Below are 17,789 nucleotides of genomic sequence, written 5' to 3'. Positions count from 1 at the left end.
TAAAAATTCTCGCGCCACCTATGAAAAAACAAGTCATCCTCACCATCATGGAAGGAAGTTTTGAGCAAGGATTTCCGGTTAACGTAGAAATTCGAGAAGATGTAACGCCATTTAGCTTAATCTGGGGAAATGTTGGCAGACTGCCAGCCCTAGGCGATATTGAAATTCTTGATTCCTTGAAGGATTGGCAGTCAAATTTTTCCAGGAAGAATGATGGCTGCACATCGCGCATCAAAGTTCAAGGGGAAGGAACGAAAGTATTTAACGAACAAGCGGCAGAAAACCTGGCATCCAACATCAATCAATGGCTGAGTTCCAGCGAAAAATCCTGGAGACAAATACTGGATGGATTGCAGCAGCACTTGCAGCCAAACGATGAAATTCGAGTTATTTTGCAAACAGACGATGCTAACTTGCGGAGACTACCTTGGCCGGCATGGAATTTCTTTTCTGAAACTTATGATTATTCGGAAATTTCTTTAAGTACCTTAACTGTTAAACCGCCAAGCTTTAAAAAATCTGACTGTCGGAAATCAGCGGTAAGAATTTTAGCCGTATTTGGCAAAAATGACGGAATTGATATTAGCTTTGACCGTCAAGTGTTGGATAGTTTAGCCGAACGCGGTGCTGCAATTACACCTTTAAATAAGCCCAATAAATCCACATTGCTGGAATGTTTGCGGGACGAACAAGGGTGGCACATTTTCTTTTTTGCCGGTCACAGTTCAACCCTGCCCGACGGTCAAATTGGTGAGTTTGAGATCGGCGATGCTGAGAGTATAAGTATTGACGATTTAAAAAATGCCATGAAAATTGCGATCGCCCAAGGGTTGCAGTTAGCAATTTTCAACTCCTGCGACGGCTTGGGGATAGCCAACCAGCTAGCCAAATTGTACTTGCCTCAAAGTATTGTCATGCGGGAAGTAGTAGCAGACGAAGCCGCACAGAATTTTTTGCAGAATTTCCTCACCGCATTTGCCAATAACCAATCTTTGTACGCATCAGTACGAGAAGCGAGACGAAAGTTGGAAGATGCGAAAAATAAACTATTTCCTGGTATTAGCTGGCTGCCCGTAATTTGTCAAAACCCCGCTGTGGAACCGCTAATCTGGAAACAGTTGCTCAATTGGAAATGCCTGCACACTCTCAAAGGTCATGCAGATATTGTTAATTCCGTCGCCATTAGTCCCAATCAAAACATTATTGCCAGCGGCAGTTTGGACAAAACCATCAAACTTTGGAACCTTTGTACAGGAGAATTACTCCACACCTTCACCGGACATAGTAGTGGGGTAATTGATGTTGCTTTCAGCCCCGACGGAAAAACCCTTGCCAGTGCCAGCAACCACGAATTTTTTGATGGCAGTATCAAGTTGTGGGATGTAGCAAACAAGCAATTTAAACAAAGTCTGGGAAATACCTTGTTAGCCCTGCGGACAAGCTGTTTAGCTTTCAGTCCAGACGAACAAACCCTAGCAAACGGTCACATTGGTACTACACTGATGGGTGGTACAATTGATATCTGGAATCTGAAAAGAAGTAGAATAGAAAAAACTCTCTGGGGACACGTTTGGGAAGTTAATTGCCTAGCCTTTAGCAAAGACGGGCGCATTTTAGTTAGCGGCGGTTTAGATGGTGCAGTTAAAATCTGGAATTGGCATAGAAAAGAGTTGCTGCACACTCTCATTCGACCAGTAGATTTTTTCGGTGCCGTAGCCTCTTGGTTCGATTCTTCTGTTGGGATAATTTGGTGTGTGGCGATTAGCCCGGACGGTAAAACAGTCGCCGCTAGCGGTTCCCAACAGCCAATTCAACTTTGGAATACTGAAAATGGGAGGCTGCTGCGTACTTTTACAGAACACTCAGATAGTGTTTATACTCTTGCCTTTAGCCCCGATGGTGAAACTCTTGCCAGCGGGGGTGCTGACAACACGATTCGGATTTGGAATTTTCACACAGGAGAGTTGTTGGAAACTCTGGAACATCTCGGCCCAGTCCAGTCTGTTGTTTTTAGTTATGATGGCAAAACTTTGGTCAGCGGGAGTGCCGATGCTACTGTCAAAATTTGGCGCGTTCCTGTTTAAGTCAGGACTTACCCACTCTGACAAAGAAACCGGGTTTTTTACCAGATAATTACTAATATCGCTTTTTGAACAGGCAAGATGCCTGTTTTACAATAATTATTGAAGATGTCTCTTAAAAAATCTCCCCAACAGTCATCCCCTAATTACTAATATCACTTTTTGAACAGGCAAGATGCCTGTTTTACAAAAATTATTGAAGATGTCTCTTAAAAAATCTCCCCAGCAATCATCCCCGCCAATATCACAAACCCCACCCAAACATTTTGGCGGAAAATTTGACCGTAAACGGGATTCGGAATATCCGCTTTTCGCAATTCACTATACTGCAAAAGCCACAGAATCGCTGCCGCACAAATTGCGATCCAAAAACCAATATGCAAATGCAAATTAATTCCCATTGCTGCTAACAAACCCACTGTCCCAACAAAGAAAAAACCCACAGCATTAGCCGCATAATTCCCGAAAAATATCGCACTAGAATTAACACCCAAACGCAAATCATCTTCTCTGTCGCTCATCGCATAAACTGTATCAAATCCCATCGTCCAAAACACGACTGCCCCCCACAGCAGCCAAGTCGCTAATTCTAGTTTTTCAACGGCGGCGCTCCAACTAATTAAAACTGCAAATCCCCACGCAATTGATAACACTAATTGCGGGACTGGAAAGAATCTTTTTGCTAGGGGATAGCAGATAATTACTGGTACGGCGGCGACACACAGCCAGAAGCTTAAGGGATTGAGATAAAAGGCGAGAATGGCGGCGCAAGCAAAGGAAATTAAGGCAACTCCGATGCCAGTTTGCACTTTCAGGGCGCGGGATGCTAGGGGGCGCGATCGCGTTCTTTCTACTTCGGGATCGATATCGCGATCCCACAAGTCGTTGATGACGCATCCCGCCGCACTGGTGGCTAAGGTTCCTAACACTATTACGCCAACTAATGCCGAGGGCGGTTTCCCGTCTGCTGCTAAAAACACGGCCCAGAGGGCTGGAATCATTAAAATAAGCCTTCCTGCTGGTTTGTCCCATCTCAAAAGCCGGATGATAGTAAGTAGTGTAGATTCGGTTGGGCGATCGGACTGAGTAACCATTTTAATTCTAGATTTTAGATTTTTAACATTTAATCTTATCAAATTTTAGGCAAAATCACTTACTATAACAACCGCCAAGATGCTTGGGACACTTCGACTCAACGGCTCAGTGACTGCTGGGCGCGGGCCTATGGCCTAATTCCCGATTTTTGCCGATCGAATATCGCGCCTAACTGGATTTATGAAATAATTATAAATATCTGTCAACCCCGAGACACTCCAATGGTTAATTCAATTGCTTCTACGGAATCAAATCGCATTATTGCTGCCATTGATATGGGTACTAACTCGTTTCACATGGTGGTGGCGCGGATCGATCCAAAATTGCCCGCCTTTGCGATTATTGCTAGAGAAAAAGATACGGTACGGTTGGGCGATTCGGAGGCTAAAACAGGCTGCTTGAAGTCTGAGGTTATGGAAAGGGCGATCGCCACTCTGAGCCGTTTTCTAGATATTGCTAAAACTTCCAATGCCGAACAAGTAATCGCTGTAGCTACCAGTGCCGTTCGAGAAGCCCCCAACGGGCGGGATTTTCTCAAACGAGTTGCTGACGAATTAGACTTGAATGTTAGTTTAATTTCCGGTCAGGAAGAGGCGCGCAGAATTTATCTCGGCGTACTTTCTGGTATGGAATTCAACAATCAATCCCAGGTAATTATTGACATTGGGGGCGGTTCTACCGAATTAATTTTAGGAGATAGTTCTGAGCCGCGCTGTCTCACCAGTACCAAAATCGGTGCTGTACGATTAACAGGAGAATTTGTCAAAACTGACCCGATTAGCCGGGAAGAATTTGCCTATTTGCAAGCTTATATTCGGATTTCCCTCGAAAGACCGATCGACGAATTGCGATCGCACTTCAAGGCTGGCGAAACTCTGCGTTTAATTGGTACTGCTGGAACCATCGAAACTCTAGCTGCCATTAACGCTCGCGAAAATTTTGGAAGTGTTCCGAGTCCCCTGACGGGCTATGAATTAAGTTTAAAGGATTTGCGCGATTTAGTCAACCGCTTTCGCAAACTTTCTTATGCCGAAAGACTGGCAATTCCGGGAATGTCGGACAAGCGGGCGGAAATTATTCTCGCCGGCGCTTTGATTTTGCAGGAAGCGATGATACTATTAGGAATGGAATCGCTCACTGTGTGCGATCGATCTCTGAGAGAAGGCGTCATTGTTGACTGGATGCTGAGTCACGGTTTAATAGAAAACCGCTTGCGCTATCAAGGTTCAATCCGCCAGCGCAGCATTGGGCTGATGGCCGACAAATATCAAGTCAATACAGAAGAAAGCGAAAGAACCGCAGAATTTTCCCTCAAATTGTTCGACCAAACCCAAGGAATGTTGCACAATTGGGGAACCGAAGAACGGGAGTTGCTGTGGGCCGCCGCGATTCTGCACAACTGCGGTTTGTACATCAGTCATTCAGCGCACCACAAACATTCTTACTATTTAATTCGCAATGGTGAGTTATTGGGATATACTGAAACTGAGATTGAAGTAATCGCCAATTTAGCTCGCTACCACCGTAAAAGTCCTCCGAAAAAGAAACATGAAAATTTCGTAAATCTGCCCAAGAAATACCGGGAAGTCGTGAGTAAACTCCATCCTTTTTTGCGGTTAGCTGTGGCTTTAGACAGGAGGCAAATTGGCGCGATTGCTGATTTTAAATGCGAACACCGCCCAGAAATTCGAGAGTTTCATATGCGGCTGCAACCGCTCGATTCCGGAGACGATTGCGCTCTGGAAATGTGGAGTTTGGATTATAAAAAACCGTGTTTTGAAGATGAGTACAATCTCAAATTAGTGGCAACTTTGGAGCCGACTGTGGTTGCAGTTTAAATAGCAAGCAGTAAAATCAGGGTAGGGTGCGTCAGGCGAAAACTATCTGTCTGTCGTCAAAAGATTCAGGCCTGACGCACCCTACAATAACCAACCCTAGGGTGCGTCAGCCGCAGATTATCTGTTGATCCTTAATAATTTTTACTGACGCACCCTACAATAACTAACGCACCCTACAATAAATTATGCGTAGGGTGCCTCAGCCGAAAAAATCAGCAATGTCAGAAAAGATTCAGTCCTGACGCACCAGACTAACTACAATAAATTATGCGTAGGGTGCCTCAGGCGAAAAAATCAGCAATGTCAGAAAAGATTCAGTCCAGACGCACCAGACAATAACTAACGACTACTAACTCAAGATTATGTCGAAGTACCGGAGATCCACCATACCAGGAGCAACCTACTTTTTCACCCAAGTCACTTATCAGAGAATTCCTTGGCTGTGTAGAGATATTGCTCGCGAATCTTTAAGAAAATCACTGAGGCGAGTCCAGCTACTTTACCCATTTTCAATTGATGCAATTGTTTTATTGCCAAATCACATACATTGTATTTGGACACTACCAAAGGGCGATCGCGATTATGCAACTCGCTGGCGATTCATTAAAACCTTTGTCACCTATGAATGCGCTGATAAATTAGGAATTAAAGCCAAAATTAGCAAATCTAGACAAAAACGGAAAGAAAGAAATCTTTGGCAGCGCAGATTTTGGGAACATTTAATTAGAGATGAAACAGACTATGCTAATCATTGCAATTATATTCATTACAATCCAGTCAAACATGGTTTATGCCAGTCCCCCAAAGATTGGCAATATTCTAGCTTCCATCGATTTGTTGCCGAAAGCATTTATCCTGAAGATTGGGGCTCAAATGACATCCCATATATTCCGGCAGATATTGGTCACGAGTAATGAGTCCGTAGGGTGCGTCAGCCGCAGATGATCTGTTGCTCCTTAACAATTTTTACTGACGCACCCTACCATAACTAACCCTAGGGTGCGTCAGCCGCAGATGATCTGTTTATCCTTAACAATTTTTACTGACGCACCCTACCATAACTAACCCTAGGGTGCGTCAGCCGCAGATGATCTGTTGCTCCTTAACAATTTTTACTGACGCACCCTACCATAACTAAAATATTAAGAGCGATCGCCAATTGCAAGATAAAATCAAACAATGTCAAATCCTTTGCTTTCCCTCAACTACGAACCCGCCCTCGAATCCCTCGGTGGCGACTACTTTGATGAAGTCCCGGCGGCAGATTTTCCGCAGCACATACTCCGCTTTCGCAACGACCAATTATTGCCGACATTGGGTTTAGATCCCGCACAAGTAACCGACCAACATTTCATCGAAGCATTCGGCAAATTTCACTGTGTCCGTCCCTTTCTCGCACTCCGCTACCACGGCTATCAATTCAACGAATACAACCCGAATTTAGGCGACGGTAGAGGCTTTTTGTACGGTCAAGTTCGGGGTACTGACGGCAGACTTTATGACTTCGGTACTAAAGGTTCCGGCCGCACTCCTTACTCGCGGCACGCTGATGGTAGACTCACTCTCAAAGGGGGAGTTCGCGAAGTTTTAGCCGCCGAAGCTTTGCACCGATTGGGAGTTCGGACATCTCGCTGTTTTAGTTTAGTTGAAACGGGCGATGCTTTGTGGCGGGGCGACGAACCTTCTCCGACGCGATCGTCCGTAATGGTGCGTTTCAGTCACTCTCACATTCGGTTTGGCACTTTTGAAAGACTGCATTATATCCGACGCCCGGATTTAACTAAAAAACTTTTAGATTTTGTAATTGAATATTACTATCCTGAATTGCATTTAGCAGCAAGCAATGCGGCTGTTGCGCCTGCGGAAAAGTATGCGCTATTTTATGCAGAATTAGTCAACCGTGTAGCCGAATTAGTCGCTCAGTGGATGGCGGCAGGTTTTTGCCATGCGGTGCTGAATACTGATAATATGTCGATTACGGGAGAAAGTTTTGATTACGGGCCTTTTGCTTTTATCCCAACTTACAAGCCGGAATTTACAGCAGCTTATTTCGACCATTACGGTCTTTATTGTTACGGGAATCAACCGTTTATTTGCAAGGGGAATTTAGAAAAGCTCCAGCAACCGCTAGCAGCGGCGATTCCTCAAGCTGATATGGATGCTGGTTTGGCAAAGTTTGGCGATTATTATAATGCAGCTTACCGCAAGTTGATGCTGAATAGATTGGGATTTGAGGATTTGCCAGAAGCTGATGGCGATGAGCTTTTGAAGCTGACAATTAAGATGCTGGCGGAGTCTCAAGTAGATTATCACGATTTCTTTTGGGAATTGCGCCGACAGTTCGATCGCACTTGGCGAGATGATGTCAATCAAATTTTTAGCGAGGCGGAACCTGCGGATTTGTTAGCACATTGGCGGCAGTTTTATTGTCACGTTTTGCAAAGTTTGTCGGCGGACGATATGGATGAGATGGCCCAGAGGTTGCGCCAGCACAATCCCGAACAATCGCTGTTGAGGCCGACGATTGAGGCTGTTTGGGAACCCATCGCCCTTGAGGATAATTGGCAACCGTTTTATGATTTGGTTGAGCGAATTCAAAATTCTTAAAGGGAATTGGGCGAGCGCGAAGCGGAGGGATGGGGCATGGGGCATTGTTGACTGTTGACTGTTAGCTGTTATTTGTTATTGGCAATTGAGAATTGGAAATTGGAAATTGGAAATTCGTAACAAACAACAAATAACCAATAACCAATAACCAATAACAAACAACTAATGACTAATGACTAATGACTGATGATTATTTTAGTTTTTCAATTTCAAATTGTGCGTCTTTGTAACCGCCGGTAAGTCCTTGATCGAGAAAAATTTTGCCCGCTTTTTCAAAGTCGCTAATTGCTCCTGCTTTGTCTCCCAAGGAGCGGCGAACCATTCCTCTACCGTAGTAAGCTGCTGCATAATTCGGATTGAGCCGAATTGCTTGTACGTAATCGCCGATCGCACTATTGTAATTATTTAACTGTTGGTAAACCTTCGCCCGATTGGCGTAAGCTTCTGCATCGTTGGGATTGAGGCCGATTGCTGCGGTAAAATCGGCGATCGCCCCCTGGGCATCTCCCCCTGCGTTACGAGCCAAACCGCGATTGCTCAAAGCATTATAATTGTTCGGATTTATTGTCACCGCTTGAGTGCAATCGGCAATTGCTTTCGGATAATCCTTCAAATTTAAATAAGCAATGCAGCGATTGTTGTAAGGAATCCCATCTTCCTCGCTCAGCGAAATAGCCTGAGTGCAATCGTCAATTGCCGCTTGATGCGCTCCCAAATTCAACTGCGTGCTGCAACGATTAGCGTAAGCATCTCCACTCTTGGGATCGATCGCAATTACCTGAGAATAATCCGCCAAAGCTCCCTGATAATCTCCTAGGTGAAAGCGAGCTCTCCCCCGACTGTAAAAAGCATCAACATTTTGATCGTCGAGTTTAATTGCTTCAGTATAATCTCCAATCGCCCCCTGCAAATCTGCGTTACCAGCGCGAGCCAACCCCCGCGAATGATAAGCTTTAACAAGCTTTGGCTGCAGCCGAATTACTTCAGTAAAATCCTGAATTGCCATTTTGTAATCTTGCAGTTCTAAATATGTAACTCCTCTTTCATAATATGTCTCAACATCGTTGGGCTGTAGATTCAGTACCTGAGTGTAATCCTCAATCGCCCCGCGCTTGTCGTTAAAATCGTTACGGGCTAGCCCCCGGTTAAAATAAGCCTTAAAATTTTTAGGATCGAGAGCGATCGCCCGAGAATAATCGGCAATTGCTTCTTGATATTTTTTTAAATCGTAATTAGCATTCCCCCGCCGATAAAAGCTATCAGGATTGTTAGGATTTAATTTAATTGATCTATTAAAAGCCTCCAAAGCTGCCGCCGCATCTTGATTGCGAGATTTTTCTACTCCCAGTTCGTAATATTCCTTAGCTTTAGTTGGATTCGGGCGGCTGCAATAATTAAACATAAATACCAGAGCGATCGCCCCCAATCCAGCCAAGATCGCCCACCAAAACCGACTTCCCAAACGTGACGCAAAACTATGAGCAAAGAGTAAACTAGGAGCCATACTTTTCTTTTGAGCCGTATGAGGCTCTTGGCGGTGCGTCAGCTTGCCGAGAGCTGCCAAAACTTCGTCAGCCGATTGATAGCGTTTGCCAAATTGGTGACATACCATTTTGTCAATGATATTTGCCAGTCCCGGAGAACATTGAGATCGGTTTCGCCAAACAATTTCCCCCGTGTGAGAAGGATTCGGATCTTGCAATTTTGGCAAATCGGTACCGGGCAAACCCGTGATAGCTTGGATCGCCATCATCCCTACTGCATAAAGATCGCTGCTAAATTGGGGGTTGCCTTGAAATTGTTCGATCGGCATATAAGCCGGAGTTCCCGTCGCAATGGTACGCGGAAATTCTGTATCATACTCGGTAACGTGATTGGCAACTTCTTTAACCGAGCCGAAGTCAATTAAAACTAATTTACCGTCTGGTTTGCGGCGGATTAAGTTGGAGGGATTAACATCGCGGTGAATCACTCCTTGAGAGTGTACGAATGCGAGCAGTTGTAACACTTCTTCCAACAAAGACACTACTCGTTCTTCCCGCCAAGGTTGACCCGCCATAATTTCCCGATTTAGGGCGTGTCCGGGAATAAACTCTTCCACCAAATAAAATTGATTTCCTTCTTCAAAATAAGCGAGCAAAAATGGAATCTGATTGTGTTTTCCCAGTTTTTCTAATATTTCTGCTTCTTGTTTAAATAAGCGGTAAGCTGTTTTGAGGACTGAGGAAGTGTTGCTGGGAGGGCGCAGTTGTTTGACTACACATTGAGGGTGGCCGGGACGGCGAGTATCGACAGCTAAATAAGTTTGTCCGAAAGCTCCTGAACTTAGAATTTGCACTACGCGATAGCGCCTGTCTAAAAGTTGACCAACCATGTTCATATCGATAATTGGGAATGGGTAATGGGGAATGGGCAATGGGGAATGGGGAAGTTTTAATTTTGGCTTCTTGCTTCTTCCTTCAGGTTTTTTCATTTTTTATAATGGCTGATGACTGATGACTGCTCGCTGATGATTAATAGTTTATTTAGGGTCGTTCATTTGTGCTTGTGCGTTTTGGTAACCATCGGCTCTTCCTTGTTCTAGAAACAGCGTTGCAGCTTTCTGAAAATCTTCGATCGCCCCAGCCGGATCTTTGAGTTGGCGGCGGACGAGGCCTCGGCTGTAAAAAGCACTAGCATTGTTGGGGTTGAGCCGTAGCGACTGAGCGAAATCTTCAACCGCTAAAGGGTAATTTTTTTGTTCGGAGTAGAGGGTAGCGCGATTGCTGTAAGCTACGGAATCGCTGGGATTGAGCCGAATTGCTTGAGTAAAATCTTCCACAGCCCCGAGTTTGTCTCCCGAAGCCTCGCGAGCTAAGCCTCGATTGCTGTATGCTTTGGGATTGTTGGCGTTAAGTCCGATCGCCAAACTGCAATCTTCACCGGCCTTTTGAAATTGTTTTAAATTCAGATAAGCAATGCAGCGGTTGTTGTAAGCTGCTTCATCTTTGGGATCGAGGCGAATTGCTCGGCTACAATCTTCAATCGCTTTGTCGTAGGTTGCCAAATTTAAGTAAGCGCTGCACCGATTGGTATAAGCATCGGCTTGTTCTGGTTCCAATTCGATCGCCTTACTATAATCTTCCATCGCTCCTTGATAATCTGCCAAATTAAACCGCGATCGACCGCGACTGTAGTAAACGCTAGCTTGTTCGGGGCTAATTTGAATCGCTTGGGTAAAATCTGCCATTGCTCCGGTTTTGTCGCCTGATGCCGATCGAGCTAAACCCCGATTGCTGTAAGCTGTAGCATCCTTGGGATTGAGCCGAATTGCTTGAGTGTAGTCTTCAATTGCCAGGGGGTAGTCTGCCAAATCGTAGTAAGCTAAACCCCGCTGATAGTAGGCATCGCCGTCGCTAGGGCTCAGCCGCAATACTTGGGTAAAATCCTCCGCAGCCCCCCGCTTGTCGCCGGTTTCGAGGCGCGCCAGACCTCGATTGTAGATGGCTTTGGCGTGGCTGGGATTGACTTTAATTGCTTCGGTGTAATCCTGTATTGCTTGGTCGGTTGCGCCCGTGTCGTAGCGAGCGTTAGCGCGCTTGTAGAAAGTTTCGGCATCGCTGGCATTCAGGGCGATGGCTTGGGTATAATCGGCGATCGCGCCTGTTTTGTCACCTTGCTGCGCCTTTCCAACGCCGCGGACGAACAATTCTTTTGCCCTCGCCGGACTTTGACTCTGCCAAAAGTAAACGATCCCTGCTGTCAAAATTAAGGCCCCGGCCGTTGCAGCCAACAGCAGCAGTCTGGTTTGGCGCTGTCTCGGCTGTTTACTCAAGGCGTCAGTGATGATGGTGACCGGCGAAGGAACAGCCTCGAATTCTACGGCAATTTGTTTGATGTCTGCCAAAACTTCGGCTGCTTCCTGATAGCGTTCTTCGCAGTCGGAGTGCACCATGCGATCGATCGTATCTGCTAGAGCCGCCGAACAATTTGCCCGGTTGCGCCAGGAAATTTCTGTGTTGTTTTTTCTCAGGGCACTGAGTTCCTCGGGCGAAAGTCCCGTCACTGCAAGCTGGGCGATCGTACCTAGAGCGTAGATGTCGCTATTGTAACGGGGGTTGCCTTCCAATTGTTCGATCGGCACGTATAGCGACCGCACCCCCAACTTTTCTTTTTTTCCCAAAGACGATTTAACAGAGTTCGGCGAAGTTTGCGCCAGCAGCAAATCACAATTAGCCACTTCCGGGTTAATTTCTTTGTCTAGGCTAAAGTCAACCAACACAAATTTCCCGTCTGACTCGCGCCTAATAGTTCTGTCTGGTTGAATTTTGCGGTGAATGAAGCCCTGGGAGTGAATCAACACCAAAATTTCTAATATGGATGATAGCAGAGGAATTACTTCATCTTCTGCCCAAGCTTCACCCGGGATCAGTTCTTGACTTAAAGGCGAGCCGGCAATAAATTCTTGAATTAAGTATAAACTTTGATTTTCCTCAAAATACGCCAATAATTCGGGGATTTTGTCGTATTTACCCAATTCTTCAATTATTTCTGCGTTTCTTTGAAATATAACTTTGACTAATTCTGGAGTTTGCGAACTTGTGCCGGCAAGCCGCATTTCTCTAACCGTGCATTGCGGATACCCGGGACGGTGAGTATCTGCTGCTAAATAAGTGTTTCCCACCTCACTTGAGTCTGTGACTTTAATGATGCGGTAACGTCTGTCGAGAAGTTGACCAATCATGCTCTGCCCTCTACCCTGTTAATGTTCGATTATCGCATGAAATCAGGATAGCCAAAACTTTTGGCTAAGTAATTTAAGTTCGATCGCGCCCCGACAGGGGGTCAACGGGCGATCGTATTCTGCAAGATTCGCTAACGGATTAGCGATCGGGCGTCAAGGGCGACGGCCGCCCTCTTCTAATATCTTGGCAAAAACTCGCTGAAATTGTTTATCCTGTTAATGAGATATGTATAATTTAACAACCTGGTCGCAGATTGACTAACACAAACTTACAACTGGTTGAATCCTTAATTCAAGTTATCCCGTCTCTCGAAGTCGGCGAGGAATTAAGCGCCGGAAAAATTTTAAAAAATATTCCCTACCCTTCAAGTCAGCAACTCGTGCCGCTTCTCCTAAAGGGCCGTAGTTTTGATTTCTTGAATTACAAACGAGATATTTATATCCTAATACACGATTGTTAAAATTGTTTATTCCCCCTCTCATCCCCCTCTCATCCCCCGATCCCTCCGGCAGTAGGGGTTGACGCCAGATAAACTTTTTGTCCTCCCTTTTTTTAATGGGAGTATGCAGCAAAAATCCGGCAGGATCTGCCCGTTTTGCACCGTATTGATTTATACCCTCGAACACCGAGAAGCAATTGCCTGATACTCAAAAACAGGAAATTGAGACAACTTTTCAATCTGTGAACAATAAAAATGTCAGAATCACTAACCAAAGGAGGAACGATCGCAGCGATCGCCACCGCCATAGTTCCCCAACAAGGCAGCGTCGGCATTGTACGAGTTTCCGGTTCCGCAGCCTTAAAAATTGCCGAAACTCTGTTTCGCAGTCCAGGAAAGCAAATTTGGGACTCTCACCGCATTATTTACGGCCACATCCGCCACCCCAAAACTCAAGAATTAGTCGATGAAGCTTTGCTGTTAATTATGAAAGCGCCTCGTTCATTCACTCGCGAAGATGTAGTGGAATTTCACTGTCACGGCGGCATTATTGCAGTCCAACAAGTCTTGCAGTTGTGTTTGGAAAGCGGGGCGAGATTGGCACAGCCGGGAGAGTTTTCCCTGCGAGCTTTTTTAAACGGGAGGCTCGATTTAACTCAGGCTGAAAGCATTTCAGATTTGGTAGGAGCCAAATCTCCGGCTGCTGCACAAAGTGCTTTGGCGGGGTTGCAAGGAAAATTAGCTCAGCCGATTCGCAAATTAAGAACAACTTGTTTGGACTTGCTGGCAGAAATTGAGGCGAGAATTGATTTTGAGGAAGATTTGCCGCCTTTAGATGAAGCTAAAACTTGCTTGGAAATAAATCATGTTTTGGCGGACTTGTCAACAATTTTGGCGACGGCGGATCGCGGAGAATTGTTGAGAAGTGGTTTGAAAGTGGCGATAGTGGGTCGCCCGAATGTGGGAAAGTCGAGTTTGTTGAATGCGTGGAGTAAGAGCGATCGGGCGATCGTCACAGATTTGCCCGGAACGACCCGGGATGTGGTAGAATCGCAGCTAGTTGTGGGCGGCATTCCGGTGCAAGTGCTCGATACTGCCGGAATTCGAGAAACCGAAGACAAGGTAGAAAAAATTGGCGTAGAGCGATCGCGCGCCGCAGCAAAACAAGCCGATTTAGTATTATTGACAATAGACGCAGAATCTGGTTGGACAGAAGGCGATTGGGAAATTCACGAACAAGTAAAACACCGCCAACTAATTATAATCATCAACAAAATCGACCTAGTAAAAACAATCCCCGAACTACCTTTTTCCTCGAAAATTTACCCTACAGTCACCGCATCCGCCGCCCTAGAACGAGGCATAGAAGACTTAGAAACAGCCATCTTAGACGCCGTCAGCCGGGGAAATTTGCAAGCCGCAAACTCCGATTTAGCAATCAACCAGCGGCAAGCAGCAGCCTTAACCAGAGCCAAAATTTCTCTGGAACAGTGCACGGATACTATTAGCAACAAATTGCCCTTAGATTTTTGGACAATAGATTTGCGCGGTGCAATTCAAGCATTGGGAGAAGTTACGGGGGAAGAAGTAACAGAATCAGTGTTGGATAGAATTTTTAGTAGATTTTGCATTGGGAAATAGCAATGGGAAAAAGAGTAAATTGAATAGGTAAGCTGTCTCGCATTTAAGTTGTATTTTTAGGGCGCACCCGACACCCCACAATAATTTCACTCCTTGTGGAAATGGTGCAAGATGTTAATTTCATCAAACTTGACTGTAAAATTTAGATGCGCCTAGACTCAGTGAAGCCATACTACTGACAAATAACAACTAACAACTGACTAATCCTCACGATCGCGGTCTTCCAAGAGTTGTAATATAAAGCACGGCCTCGCTCGCAGGAATACCGAGAACGTCATTGACGCGATCGTCAAAAAAGCCCGCAATACCGCTGACACCCAAACGCAGTTGAATCGCTGCTAAATTCAACCGCTGGCCCAAATGACCCGCGTCCATGTGCAAATATCGGTAAACTCGATCGCCATATTTTGCTACAGCCCTGTTCAAATCCGCCGTGTGAAACAACAGCGCCCCCGCATCTCTGCCCAAATCTTGCCCCAAACACAAAAAATGCAGATCCCTGCGGAAATTTTTAAACCGAATTTGCCGCAATTCTTGAGCTTTCGGAGCGTAATAATAACAGCCTTCTTCCAACCCGTTCACGCCCGAAACCGCAATAAAAGTCTCGATTAAACTCAGATCGAAATAATCCGGATAACCGTCTAATCCTTGGTCGATATAGTGCTGCGGCTGGTAAGTAAAATCCAGCAAGGCTAGCAGTTCGCCAAAGCTCAAAGAAGCACCTGTATAAGCACGAGTAGAACGCCTTTTGAGCATAGTGGTTTCTAAAGTTTCCAGGTTGACTCCCCAAGGAATTGAAGGAGTTACCGTAGAAACTTTAGTACAAAATGGAAAGTTGTATTTATCCTCTAAATCACCTTCATTTTCATCAAATTTCCAGCCATCCGCAGCGGTGGGATCTGATTCTAACTGTGTCGCTTTGTGGAGGTGTCCCAACAGTTGACCCTCCGAAAATTTCGGGTAATCTGTCGTCGTTTTTCCCGGCAAAGCTGTTTTAAATTTGGGTAAATTTTGGTCGATATCTAGCAAGTCGGCTAACGCAACTACACAAATCCCTCCTTCTTGCTCCGAGTCGATGTACAGTAATTCATTGATAGCTGCGTCGGCGAATCCTCCAATCAAGTGAGGTCGGTAATCGTTGATGGCGCAAGCTAACTCGATATTACTCAATAAATGACCTGTGTCGAGGAAAATCCTGCGGTATGCTCGGTCTTCGTAACGCCAAGAAGAACGGAAGAAAACAGTGGTAATGGCGATCGCCAGTTGAGTATTTTCTAGCGCCGGCGAGCCGAAACAAGCAGCTTGGAGCGCCGACCAAACTTGACTGTCCCAAAAATGAACAAGTGAATGAGTTCTGCACTGATAATTGTAGAGTCCGGCAGGCAAATGCGGTGTGCCGCGGGAGATTAAATAAACCTCGGCTGGGTAGAGCCCGCCCGCCGACGGTGCCGCACGCAAATACAAATAGCTCTCATCTACCGTCTGCACCTTCGCCGTCAACCCGTAGCTGCACAGCAACAAGCTCGACAAGCGGTGCCACCAACCGGCATCAGCCGCGCTGTCGCGATCGTCCGAGGGGTCTTTTAGATAAGGCTTAAGGTCAAAATACGCCCCAATTTTATATTCTTTGAACGGCACTGGCTGCTCTGTCCAATCTAGCTGTCTGCTTTTGGCAGCAATGGTTTCAGGGTCGTATTTCGTCTGTTGGTGGTAGTGTTCAGCAATGGAAACAGGAAGTTCTGGCATATTTCAGTAGAGGATTGGCTGTGGTTTCTTTATCGATCTTGACATTACTGACGGCTTACTGACCGAGCAAGGCAGAAATTTACAAATATAAAAAAAATCTTAGAAAAAATGCGCTCGCTGTTACACAAGCTTAACATGAGAAAATGCTTAGGTATAAATACGCAAATGCGATCGTCATTAATTATTATTCTAGATTGGCTGCAATAGCTGTCCTCATAAAAAGATGAAAATGCAAAAGCTAAGCGCTGAGCAATTGCTCGGTCAGTATGCTGAAGGCAAGCGAAATTTTGACGCAGTTGACCTCAGTGAAAATAATTTATTTCAAGCAGATTTGGCAGAAATAAACCTTTCTGGTAGCGTTTTGAGGCAAGCTTATTTGCCCTACGGAAATCTGAGTCAAGCCAATCTTTACAAAACACAGTTGCAGGATGCTGAATTGGGCGACATTCAACTTTATCAAGCAAACTTATCGGAAGCTAATTTGTCAGGAGCAAATTTATCTAGAGCAAATTTGCGCCACGCAAATTTGCAAGGTGCTAATTTGCAAAAAGCTAATTTACAAGGTGCGGATTTGTACAATGCCGATTTGAGCAATGCCGATTTGAGCAATGCCGATTTGAGCAGAGCTAATTTGGAGAAAGCAAAGTTAACTAAAGCTCAATTAGCTGGCTGCAACTTATTTCGATCGCGCTTGGCTGATTTGTCGGAAGCTGAGTGCGATCGCACTACCATCAGCCCCGAAGGATATTGACGACTCGCAGCGCCGCAGTTGGGCGATCGGCTAGTGCCCGCCGCACAGCTATCCCTCTTCAGCAACCGCCATTTTAAAATATTCTTAACATCTCTCGACACCGCTGAAAAAGTGAGTTACAGTTGTATATAACCTATGGAAATATCTAATTTTGGTAAAACATATTTTTTCCGAGTGCGAGCATAAGAACTTTTGAGGTGCTGGCGAGTCTTGCAAGCACCTCAAAAGTTCTGAATTTCAGCCCCAAATTGAGATGCTACCGCACTTATAGCGGCACAATATTAATAATAACTCCTGGAAAACCGGGTAAATTTTATGAATTACCCCGACCAAAAAGCCCGAGAACTCCGGCACAAAAAACAAGAAATGCGGAAGCGCCAACAAGAGTTTTTGCTCAGCGAATTAGCAGCAGAAATCGACCGTTCAGTGCCAGCATATCTAACCAGCAACTACGACGAAGAACAAGATAGCAAACCTAACAGTCAAATCAAACAGCGTCGCCGAAAGATATTAGCCGCCGCTCAATTTACAGGCATTGTTATTACTGTTGTAATTACAGTTCGCATCGCATCTTGGTTAGCAACTGCACTGATAGTTGGGGTAATTGCTTTGATTGCTTACAAAAGCTTTTTTGCCGAAGAAGATTGACCGAAAAATACCAAAACATAAAAACCTGGGAAAAACTATGCTGTTGCGGCATTTAAACTGCATATTCTCCGCAGGCGGGACACCCTACTCATTGTTTAATTTTTTTTGATATAGAATTAAATGCCGCAACAGCTTAAAATCGAATAAACCGCGAAGGCGAAGCCGAACGCGCTCTTAGGAATGAGAATTAAATAACTTGCAATCTTTATTGTTCTTGTG

Annotated in this window: 11 protein-coding genes; 7 read left to right on the top strand and 4 right to left on the bottom strand. The window is 45.2% G+C overall.

Translation table 11 applies throughout. From position 1 onward, the window contains the following. The first annotated feature begins 20 nt into the window (after nucleotides 1–20). A complete protein-coding gene (locus tag IQ270_RS00860; RefSeq protein WP_193971065.1) occupies nucleotides 21–2,084 on the top strand; it encodes a CHAT domain-containing protein in 2,064 nt (687 codons plus the stop codon). 206 nt (nucleotides 2,085–2,290) lie between these two features. Here the strand turns inward: IQ270_RS00860 and IQ270_RS00855 are convergent, their stop codons facing one another. Further along, on the bottom strand, nucleotides 2,291–3,175 hold the full coding sequence (locus tag IQ270_RS00855) for a 4-hydroxybenzoate solanesyltransferase (RefSeq protein ID WP_193971064.1): 885 nt from the start codon (nucleotides 3,173–3,175) through the stop codon (nucleotides 2,291–2,293). A 222-nt stretch (nucleotides 3,176–3,397) separates the two neighbouring features. Here IQ270_RS00855 and IQ270_RS00850 point away from each other — a divergent pair, with 222 nt between their 5' ends. The 3 genes from IQ270_RS00850 (at nucleotide 3,398) to IQ270_RS00840 (ending at nucleotide 7,621) form a co-directional block, all read left to right on the top strand. After that, complete coding sequence (locus IQ270_RS00850) at nucleotides 3,398–5,014, top strand: Ppx/GppA phosphatase family protein (RefSeq protein ID WP_193971063.1); 1,617 nt, start codon at nucleotides 3,398–3,400, stop codon at nucleotides 5,012–5,014. 362 nt (nucleotides 5,015–5,376) lie between these two features. Next, the gene (locus IQ270_RS00845; protein WP_193971061.1) at nucleotides 5,377–5,928 is read left to right on the top strand and encodes a transposase; all 552 of its coding nucleotides are present in this window, start codon (nucleotides 5,377–5,379) and stop codon (nucleotides 5,926–5,928) included. A gap of 265 nt (nucleotides 5,929–6,193) precedes the next feature. Next, on the top strand, nucleotides 6,194–7,621 hold the full coding sequence (locus IQ270_RS00840; protein ID WP_193971059.1) for a YdiU family protein: 1,428 nt from the start codon (nucleotides 6,194–6,196) through the stop codon (nucleotides 7,619–7,621). 190 nt (nucleotides 7,622–7,811) lie between these two features. Here the strand turns inward: IQ270_RS00840 and IQ270_RS00835 are convergent, their stop codons facing one another. Then, on the bottom strand, nucleotides 7,812–9,995 hold the full coding sequence (locus IQ270_RS00835; protein ID WP_228055982.1) for a serine/threonine-protein kinase: 2,184 nt from the start codon (nucleotides 9,993–9,995) through the stop codon (nucleotides 7,812–7,814). A 147-nt stretch (nucleotides 9,996–10,142) separates the two neighbouring features. After that, nucleotides 10,143–12,344, bottom strand: a complete 2,202-nt coding sequence (locus IQ270_RS00830) for a tetratricopeptide repeat protein (protein WP_193971054.1) — start codon at nucleotides 12,342–12,344, stop codon at nucleotides 10,143–10,145. Between the two features lie 695 nt (nucleotides 12,345–13,039). Between IQ270_RS00830 and mnmE the strand changes: the two genes are divergently transcribed. After that, complete coding sequence (gene mnmE, locus IQ270_RS00825; RefSeq protein ID WP_193971052.1) at nucleotides 13,040–14,425, top strand: tRNA uridine-5-carboxymethylaminomethyl(34) synthesis GTPase MnmE; 1,386 nt, start codon at nucleotides 13,040–13,042, stop codon at nucleotides 14,423–14,425. Nucleotides 14,426–14,632: 207 nt separating this feature from the next. Here the strand turns inward: mnmE and IQ270_RS00820 are convergent, their stop codons facing one another. Beyond that, nucleotides 14,633–16,171 carry a SagB/ThcOx family dehydrogenase gene (locus tag IQ270_RS00820; protein WP_193971050.1) on the bottom strand — a complete coding sequence of 513 codons (1,539 nt, stop codon included), beginning with the start codon at nucleotides 16,169–16,171 and terminating at the stop codon, nucleotides 14,633–14,635. Nucleotides 16,172–16,400: 229 nt separating this feature from the next. Here IQ270_RS00820 and IQ270_RS00815 point away from each other — a divergent pair, with 229 nt between their 5' ends. Together IQ270_RS00815 and IQ270_RS00810 are read left to right on the top strand one after the other, a co-directional pair. Continuing rightward, on the top strand, nucleotides 16,401–16,922 hold the full coding sequence (locus IQ270_RS00815) for a pentapeptide repeat-containing protein (RefSeq protein ID WP_193971048.1): 522 nt from the start codon (nucleotides 16,401–16,403) through the stop codon (nucleotides 16,920–16,922). Nucleotides 16,923–17,237: 315 nt separating this feature from the next. Further along, nucleotides 17,238–17,570, top strand: coding sequence for a hypothetical protein (locus IQ270_RS00810; RefSeq protein ID WP_193971046.1), 333 nt, complete (start codon nucleotides 17,238–17,240; stop codon nucleotides 17,568–17,570). Nucleotides 17,571–17,789 lie beyond the last annotated feature (219 nt).

The organism is Microcoleus sp. LEGE 07076 (assembly GCF_015207455.1).
GTDB lineage: Bacteria > Cyanobacteriota > Cyanobacteriia > Cyanobacteriales > Microcoleaceae > Microcoleus.
Note: the sequence above shows the minus strand (reverse complement) of the source record. Positions and strands in the feature narration are given on the sequence as shown.